General features: G+C 69.2%; 6 protein-coding genes and 2 pseudogenes. 7 read left to right on the top strand and 1 reads right to left on the bottom strand.

Annotated features, from left to right (window positions below):
• Nucleotides 1-748, top strand: a pseudogene (locus G6048_RS44975) (serine/threonine protein kinase); the annotation flags it as partial.
• 24 nt (nucleotides 749-772) lie between these two features.
• On the opposite strand, the gene G6048_RS44970 reads toward G6048_RS44975, so the two are convergent.
• A complete protein-coding gene (locus G6048_RS44970; RefSeq protein ID WP_165345398.1) occupies nucleotides 773-1582 on the bottom strand; it encodes an SGNH/GDSL hydrolase family protein in 810 nt (269 codons plus the stop codon).
• Between the two features lie 393 nt (nucleotides 1583-1975).
• On the opposite strand from G6048_RS44970, the gene G6048_RS44965 reads away from it, so the two are divergent.
• The 6 genes and pseudogenes from G6048_RS44965 to G6048_RS44940 all read left to right on the top strand — a co-directional run.
• A complete protein-coding gene (locus tag G6048_RS44965) occupies nucleotides 1976-2326 on the top strand; it encodes a hypothetical protein (RefSeq protein ID WP_235991089.1) in 351 nt (116 codons plus the stop codon).
• A gap of 1 nt (nucleotide 2327) precedes the next feature.
• A complete protein-coding gene (locus G6048_RS44960; RefSeq protein ID WP_165345397.1) occupies nucleotides 2328-3437 on the top strand; it encodes a GNAT family N-acetyltransferase in 1110 nt (369 codons plus the stop codon).
• A gap of 349 nt (nucleotides 3438-3786) precedes the next feature.
• Nucleotides 3787-4602 carry a glycosyltransferase family 2 protein gene (locus G6048_RS44955; RefSeq protein WP_165345396.1) on the top strand — a complete coding sequence of 272 codons (816 nt, stop codon included), beginning with the start codon at nucleotides 3787-3789 and terminating at the stop codon, nucleotides 4600-4602.
• A complete protein-coding gene (locus G6048_RS44950; RefSeq protein ID WP_165345395.1) occupies nucleotides 4599-5603 on the top strand; it encodes a glycosyltransferase family 2 protein in 1005 nt (334 codons plus the stop codon). Before G6048_RS44955 ends, G6048_RS44950 begins: the two co-directional genes overlap by 4 nt.
• Before the next feature lie 82 nt (nucleotides 5604-5685).
• A complete protein-coding gene (locus tag G6048_RS44945) occupies nucleotides 5686-6483 on the top strand; it encodes a polysaccharide deacetylase family protein (protein WP_206342924.1) in 798 nt (265 codons plus the stop codon).
• Nucleotides 6476-8503 (top strand): annotated as a pseudogene (locus G6048_RS44940) (lipopolysaccharide biosynthesis protein); the annotation flags it as partial. The gene G6048_RS44945 and the pseudogene G6048_RS44940, both read left to right, overlap by 8 nt.

The following is an 8503-nucleotide window of genomic DNA, read 5'->3' as shown; positions in this document are numbered from 1 at the left end:
CGACTACAGTGACGCAGCACGCAACCGCCGCTCGGCCAGTGGCCTGAGCTCCCACCCGGCCGCCACGACCACCACCGCACAGCCCGCCGAGCCCGGCCACCCCCGGCGCGCCACGGTCGTCCTGATCGCGGGCCTGGTCGCCCTCGCGCTCGCCTTCGCGGGACTGACGTACGCCCTGCTCAAGGACAACGGAGGGGGCGACGAGAGCAGCAGCACCGGTGGCACCACGGGTGGAACCGGCAACGGCGGCTCCACGACCGGCGGCGAGGACAACGGCGGTACGAGCGGAGGCGGCGACGACGGTACGACCACCAGCGAGACTTCGGGCACGAACGGCGGCTCGACGGACGGCGGACAGACGAGCTCTCCGCCACCCCAGTCCGTCGAGGTGTCGCTGTCGGGCTCGAACACGCAGTACAGCGGCGCCTGTCCGCCGCCGGGAGCCGAGGCGCCCACGTTCACGGCGACGATCACGGTGGGCCGCGCCCCTGCGGAGGTCGACTACCGGTGGGTGACGGAGAGCGATGAACCCTCGGATCCGGGCTGGAAGTCGCTGTCGTTCTCCGGCGGCGACACGTCCCAGCAGGTCAACCATGTGGAGACGACGTACAACGAAGGCGGCACCTACGAGAACGAGATGAGCGTCGAGGTCCGCGGCCCCGTGCATACGACGTCCGACTCGGTGGCGTTCTCGGTGACGTGTGAGACGGAGACCCCGACAACGGACGGGGCCTCCCCTACGCCGTAAGCGGCGCGCCTCACAACTCGGCGGTCAGGCCAGGCTCCTGAGCACGGGCAGATAACCGCCGGACTGGCCGGCCGCGTTCGGGTGGTACGACTCCCCGATGTTCAGCCAGTTGACGCTGTGCAGCCAGGAGCTGCCGGAGCAGATCTCGTGTCCGGTGAAGGCGGGCACGACGTCGCCGAAGGTGAAGCCGTGGTCGGCGGCACGCTTGGCGATGGCGCTGTTCAGATAGTCGGCGGCGTTGTTGATGGCGGACCGTTCGCCTTCGGTCATGCCGGCCACACAGCTGCCGTTGAGCTTGTAGAAGCGGGGGTAGCCCAGGACGACCACATGGGCCGCCGGGGCCTTCGCGCTGATCGCCGAGTAGACGGAGTCGAGCCTGCCGGGCAGCGTCGAGTCGACGTACGCCTTCGCCGTGTTGATGCGGGCGACGCAGGCGCTCTCGGACTGGAGCACACAGGTCGTCATGACGTCGGCGAAACCGGCGTCGTTGCCTCCGATGGTGAGGGAGACGAGACCGGTGCCGGGGCCGAGCGGGCCCAGCTGGTTGGCCAGAACATCACCCGTACGAGCGCCCGAGCAAGCCGTGAAGTGGAACGCCGAGGGTGAGTTCGCGGCGGCCCAGAGGTAGGGGTACGCCTTCGTGCTGCGCTTGCAGTTGCCGCTGGATCCGATGTAGCCGCCCGCGCCGACTCCGGAGGAGTAGGAGTCGCCGAGGGCCACATAGCCGGTCGCAGCGGCCTGTTCTGACGCCTGCGCCGCCGTGGCCCCGGTGAGGGCGAAAGCGGCGGCGAGGAGGAGTGAGGTCGCGTATGCCGTAAGTCGGGAACGTCTCATGGAACCTCCCTTTAGCAGGATCTCTGCCATAACGTGCGTACCACTGCACCCAGTTGACAGGAAGTGTCCATGCCAATACTTTCCCGGACTTACTGGGAGTCACACGCGCACGCCACCTGCTGAAAGACCATTGAGCCGGTTCCAACTCGCCTCGGACGACGGCGAGTTACCGGAAGTCGCGCCTCCGCTCGTGGAACTCGTACTTGGCGCTTCCGCATCTTGACGTCCCCCTGCCCGCTGAGCGACATTGAAGCCCGGCATCCGGCGCTTCGGGGGGCAAAGACGCCAATGCAGACCTTGCGCATCAAGTCATCTTCATCAGACTCATCTTCAGCAGAAGCATCTGCCACCGGCAGAGACGGGCCGTCGCAACGGGATCCGGGGAGGGACCTGTTGCCACTGCTCGCGGGGGCCGCCGCGGCGATCGCGGGGGTCGGTGCGGTGCTGGCACTCACCGACGTGGACTCACCTCTTCGTGCGCCGTTCACGCTGTTCTTCCTGCTCGCCGCGCCGGGGACGGCGGTCGCGGCCGCTTTGCGCGGACTGGAACCGTTCGGCCGCATCGTGGCGTCTTTGTCTGCAGCGGTAGCGGTCAACATCCTGGTCGCCCAGGGCATGCTCGCGGTCCACCAGTGGTCGGTCCGGGGCGGAATCGCGGTCGTCGCCGCGCTCAGCTCTCTCCTGCTCCTGTTGGTCCTGGTACGGCGCCTGCGCGGCCGTACGGTGAAGAGACAGGCTTCCTGACGTGGACATCAGCGTGTACCGCCCCGGCGAACTGACGGCCGCCGACCGGGTGGCGTGGTCGGCTCTGCAGTCGAAAGCCCATCTCAACGGCTCGCCCGAGCTGGCGAACCCGTTCCTGTCACCGGAGTTCGCACTCGCGGTGGGGCGTTGCCGGCGGGGCGTACGGATAGCGGTCGTGCGGGAGGGTGGGGAGCCCGCGGCCTTCTTTCCGTTCCAGCGCGGCGCGAGCGGCGTCGGCCGGGCGGTCGGTCTCGGTGTCTCGGACTGTCAGGGCGTGGTACACCGGCCCGGTTTCGACTGGGACGCACGGGAGTTGCTGCGGGCGTGCGGGCTCGCGGTGTGGGAGTTCGATCATCTGGCGGCGGGCCAGACGCCGTTCGAGGCGGCGGCCACCGGCAGCTTCCCGTCCCCGGTCATGGACGTCGACCAGGGGTACGAGGCGTATCTGAGCCAACTGCGCGCCCAGTCACCGAAGTTCACGAAGTCGACGCTCGCCAAGGAGCGCAAGCTCGGCCGGGATCACGGCGAGGTGCGCTATGTGCACGACGAGCGCGATCCCAAGGCGCTGCGCACGCTGATGGCGTGGAAGTCGGCGCAGTACCGCAGGACCGGACGCAGCGACCGCTTCGCGCATGACTGGATCACCCGGCTGGTGTCGCAGCTGTTCCACAGCCGCTCCGAGTCGTTCGCCGGGATTTTGTCGGTGCTCTACGTCGACGGCAAGCCGATCGCCGCGCACTTCGGGCTGCGTTCCGAGCGCGTACTGGCGTGCTGGTTCCCCGCGTACGATCCGGCATTCTCCAAATACTCCCCCGGGCTCGTCCTGCATCTGCGGATGGCCGAGGCGGCAGCCGCCGACGGTATCGCCTATCTGGATCTGGGCCGGGGGCAGAAGGAATACAAGGACTCCCTGAAGACACGGGAAATCTCCGTGTCCGAAGGGCTGGTGACGCGCCGCCATCCGGTGGCGCTCGGGCACCGGGCGCGACGCGCTCCGGTCCGGGCGCTGCGGAATGCGGTGCTGGCGCGGCCGGAGTTGTTCGAGCCGGCCGACAAACTCCTCAAGCGGATGGGACAAATCCGTTCGGGGAGCCGGGTAACGACCAAATAAAAGAAAATGTGAGGTCTCGTTCCAGGTCTTGCCGTAGCGTCACAATCGTCAATAACTTCATACGTCTTCATCCCGCATCGTCCAACATCAAGCGGCTCTAGGGGAGGGCTCAAGGACCGCGATGGTTCCGGTGCGGGGCGCGGTAGGGGGGTGCCGTGCCCGGTGTCCGCAAGGGTTCCGGGGCGCGTGCCGCGCGACCGGCTTATCCAGCCGGCCAGCTTTGCCAGCTCACCCGGCAGGTACGGAGATACATTTCGGCATGCCGTGAGTGAGAACCCCCCTTTCGAACCGGACACATAGCCGGACCGCCCTGGGGAGGGCGGCCCACCGGACGAGAGGGACCAGACTCATGAGTTCATTTCTGCACCCGGCAGTTTCGGGACAGGAACCGTCCACGGCCGGTCAATACCGGCCCATATCTTCTCACCTGGCGATCACGCCTCCGGTGAGTGTGGTGATTCCCGCCATGAACGAGGCGGAGAATCTTCCCTACGTTTTCAAGACCCTGCCGGCGTGGATTCACGAAGTGGTTCTCGTCGACGGGAATTCCACCGACAACACCGTCGAAGTGGCCCGCGAACTGTGGCCGGACGTCAGGGTGGTGAAGCAGACCGGAAAGGGCAAGGGAGATGCCCTGATCACCGGCTTCGCGGCCTGCACCGGCGACATCATCGTGATGGTCGACGCGGACGGCTCGGCCGACGGCAACGAGATCGTGTCGTATGTCTCCGCGCTGGTCTCCGGGGCGGACTTCGCGAAGGGTTCGCGGTTCGCCAACGGCGGCGGCACGGACGACATGACGCCCATCCGCAAGCTGGGCAACTGGGCGCTGTGCACGGTCGTCAACCGCAAGTTCGGCGCCCGCTACACCGACCTCTGCTACGGCTACAACGCGTTCTGGCGGCACTGCCTCGACAAGATCGACCTCGACTGCACCGGCTTCGAGGTGGAGACCCTGATGAACATCCGGGTGGTCAAGGCCGGGCTGAAGGTGCAGGAGATCCCGAGCCACGAGTATCTGCGGATCCACGGCGCGAGCAATCTGCGGGCCGTACGGGACGGGCTGCGGGTGCTCAAGGTGATCCTCAAGGAGCGCTCCAACCGCCGTTCGCTGCGCCGTGCGCACGCGGTCGCGCTCAGCTCCATGCGAGGAGAGGTGTCTTGAGCACGATCGACATCTCGGTGGTGATCTGCGTCTACACCGAGGACCGCTGGGAGGACATCCTCGCGGCGGTCTCCTCGGTGCGGGCGCAGTCCCGGCCCGCCCTGGAGACGCTGCTGGTCGTGGACCACAACCAGGCGCTCCTGGACCGGCTTTCGAAGGAGTACAAGGAGACGCGTCAGGTGCGGGTGCTCGCCAACGCGGGCCCCCGCGGCCTGTCCGCGGGCCGCAACACCGGCATCGCGGTCTCCCGCGGTGAGGTCATCGCGTTCCTCGACGACGACGCCGTCGCCGAGCGCGACTGGCTTCATCACTTCGCCGAGGCGTACACGGATCCGCGCGTGATGGCCGTCGGCGGGCGGACTTTTCCGATCTGGGCGTCGGGCCGGCGGCCTGCCTGGTTCCCGGAGGAGTTCGACTGGGTCGTCGGCTGTACGTACAAGGGGCTGCCGCCGGGGCGCGTACAGGTGCGGAACGTACTGGGCGGCAACGCCTCGTTCCGCCGCACCGCCTTCGACGTGGCGGGCGGCTTCGCGACCGGTATCGGGCGTGACGGCGACAAGCGGCCGCTGGGCTGTGAGGAGACGGAGCTGTGCATCCGCCTCAGCCGCGCCCAGCCGGACGCGATCCTGCTGATCGACGACCGTGCGGTGATCCACCACCGGGTGCCCGAAGTACGCGAGCACTTCGCCTACTTCCGCACCCGTACGTACGCGGAAGGTCTCTCGAAGGCCCTGGTCGCCCGAAGCGTCGGCGCCGACAAGGGCCTGGAGTCCGAGCGCCGTTACACCACGCGGGTCCTGCCCGTCGGAGTGGCCCGCGGACTGCGCGACGCGCTCCTCGCCCGTCCCGGTGGCGCGGGCCGGGCCGCCGCCATCGTCACCGGAGTGGTGACGGCGGCGGGCGGGTACGTTCTCGGGAGCGTTCGGGCACGCAGGGGTGGCGCCACTTTCTCGGTGGTCGAGATAGAGGAAGGTCCCGGGCGCGAGGGGGCAGCAGCATGAGCAGGGCACGTTTGGTGATGACGGCGCGGGGCGCGGCGACGCCCTGCGCCGGGCGCGACCGCGCGGCCGGGGGTGGTTCCGTATGAACACCCCCGTGCCCATCCTCATGTACCACGCCGTCTCCACCGTGCCCAACGAGGCGACGCGAGCCCTGTCCGTCGCGCCGGAGGCGTTCGCCGAGCAGATGGCGCTGCTGGACAATCGCGGGTTCACGCCTGTCAACACCGCCCAGCTGGCGCACAGTTGGCGTTCCGGGAGCCCGCTGCCAAAGCGTCCCGTCCTCGTCACCTTCGACGATGGTTACGAAGGCGTGCACCGGCATGCGCTGCCCGTGCTCACCAAGCACGGCTTCGCGGCCACGCTGTTCGTGTCGACGGGCTGGCTGCGCGGCTCGTACGACACCGGGGGCGCCCTGGACACGATGCTCGACTGGGACCAGGTGCGCGAACTCGCGGACGCGGACGTCGAGATCGGCGGCCACAGCCATACGCATCCCCAGCTCGACCAGCTCACGGACGAGGCACTGTGGTCCGAGCTGTTGCGCTGCAAGGAGATCATCGCCGACGAACTCGGCAGCCGCCCCGCCTCGTTCGCGTACCCCTACGGCTACTCCAGCCGCCGGGTGCGCCGCACGGTGCGCGAGGCGGGCTTCGCCCAGTCCCTCGCCGTCGGCAACCGCCTGGCGAACCGCCGCCAGGGCCCGTACGCCCTGCAACGCGTCACCGTGCGCCGCTCCACCCGCATCGAGGAGTTCGAGCGGCTGGTCGAAGGCCAGGCCATCACCCGTACCTTCGTCAAGGACCATGCCCTCACCAAGGGGTACGCCATGGTCCGCAGAGCACGCCAGATCCGCCGGAAGGCCAGCCGTTCCCGTGTCTGACACGACCACAGCCCAGCCCGACACACCCACGACCGAGGCGCCCGAGAAGCAGTCCGGCCGCCGGCTGAGGCTGCCCGGACTGAGCAGGGGTTCCAAAGGATCCGGAGGCAGCCCGCTGTTCCGGAACGCTTATGCCCTGATGCTCAACACCGGGATCTCCGCCGTCCTCGGCCTCGGCTACTGGCTGGTCGCCGCCCGCTATTACACCGAGGACGCGGTCGGCCAGGGCTCCGCCGCGATCGCCGCGATGAAGCTCCTCGCGGGGCTCACGGCGGTGACGTTGACGGGCGCCCTTGCGCGGTTCATACCTGTTGCGGGACGTGGCACCGGTCGCCTGATCTTCCGTACGTACGCGGGCAGTTCACTGGTCGTGGCGCTGGCGGCCGGCCTGTTCCTGCTGACGCTGGGCCTGTGGGGGCCGTCGTACCGCTTCCTGCACGACCCCATGCATGCGCTGGTGTTCGTGCTGGCGGTGGTCGCCTGGTCGGTGCTCACCCTCCAGGACGGGGTGCTGACGGGGCTGCGCAGCGCGCTGTGGGTGCCGGTGGGCAACACGGTGTTCTCGGCGGTCAAGCTGGTGCTGCTGGTGCTGTTCGCCGCCGCGATCCCCACCATGGGCGTGTTCGTGTCCTGGGTCGCGGCCATCGCGGTGTCCGTGCTGCCGCTGGGCTGGCTGGTGTTCCGGCGGCTGGTGCCCCGGCATATGAAGGCGACCGAGGAGCACGCCGAACCGCCGACGCTGAAGGAGATCGGCCGCTTCCTCGCGGGCGACTACACCGGCTCGCTGTTCTCGCTGGCCGTGGTCTACCTCGTCCCGGTGATCGTCGCCGCGCAGGTCAGCTCCGCCGACAACGCGTACTTCTACATCGCGATCACCATCGGCGGCACCGTCAACCTGCTGGCCATCAACATGGGCGCCTCGCTCACCGTCGAGGGCTCGCACGACCCGGCCCGGCTCGCCGCGCACACCCGGGCCGCGCTGCTCCGGATGGCGCGGATCATGCTGCCGGTGGGCGCGATCCTGTTCTTCGGGGCGCCGTTCGTCCTGGGTGTGTTCGGCCAGGGGTACGCGGACGCGGCGACGCCCTTGCTGCGCTGGTTCGCGGTCGGCGGGGTGCTGCGGGTCGTGATGGAGACGTACTTCGCGGTGCTGCGCGCCCAGAGCCGTACCGCCGGACTCGCGTGGCTGCAGGGCCTGCTGTGCGTGCTGGTGCTCGGCCTCACGGTGATTCTGCTTCCGACGATGGGGCTGACCGGTGCGGGCGTCGCGGAGGTCGCCGCCCTCACGGTGATTGTGGCGATCGCCTCACCCAGGCTGTACCGGATCGTCAGTACGGCGCCGCCCGTCGCCGTGCCCGAGGACGCGCCCCCGGACGGCGACCTGGCGGACCTGGGCGCCCGCGAAGCCCCCGCACCGGCCGCGGACGAGCCGAAGAAGGGCCGCGGCCCGGCCTGGGCACAGCGGCTCGACCAGGACACCCTGGCGCTCGGCGTGCACCTCGACTTCGACCACCAGGAGCGCCGACCGGACGTACGACCGGGGCCGGGGACGCCGCCCACCGGGACGGCGGTGAAGTGGCCCGTCCCACCGGACCAGCGGCCGGAGCACGGGCCCGACGACGAACCGGAGGACCACCGGCCGACCTGGGCGCTCAGGGCGCCCCTCCAACTCCCCGCGTCGCGGTCCGAGTTGGGTCTTCCCGTCGAGGAACGCGAACCGGGCAGCAAGACCTCCCTTGGACCGGCCGAAGCGAAACCGGAAGCCGAGGCAGAGGCCAAGTCCGAAGCCACGCCTGAAGCAGGGCCCGACGCCAAGTCCGAAGCCGCCTCCGAAGCAAAGCCTGAGACCGAGTCGGAGGCGAAGCCCGAGACCACGGCGGGGGCCAAGCCTGAGGCCACATCGGGGGCAGAGTCGAAGGCCGAGGCACCGTCCTCCGGCTCCTCCGCGCTCGTACTCCGGGAACGCGGGGCCGGTTCGCCGCCCGAACGCCGAGGGAGCCTGCGTCTCACGGCGTGCGCC

The sequence above is a fragment of the Streptomyces ureilyticus genome (genome assembly GCF_011045025.1).
Lineage (GTDB): Bacteria > Actinomycetota > Actinomycetes > Streptomycetales > Streptomycetaceae > Streptomyces > Streptomyces ureilyticus.
This window is presented reverse-complemented; position numbering and strand designations above follow the sequence as displayed.

Coding starts and splice junctions, on each gene's coding strand:
- G6048_RS44945 (WP_206342924.1), top strand. CDS start 5,686: ATGAACACCCCCGTGCCCATCCTCATGTACCACGCCGTCTCCACCGTG.
- G6048_RS44970 (WP_165345398.1), bottom strand. CDS start 1,582: ATGAGACGTTCCCGACTTACGGCATACGCGACCTCACTCCTCCTCGCC.
- G6048_RS44955 (WP_165345396.1), top strand. CDS start 3,787: ATGAGTTCATTTCTGCACCCGGCAGTTTCGGGACAGGAACCGTCCACG.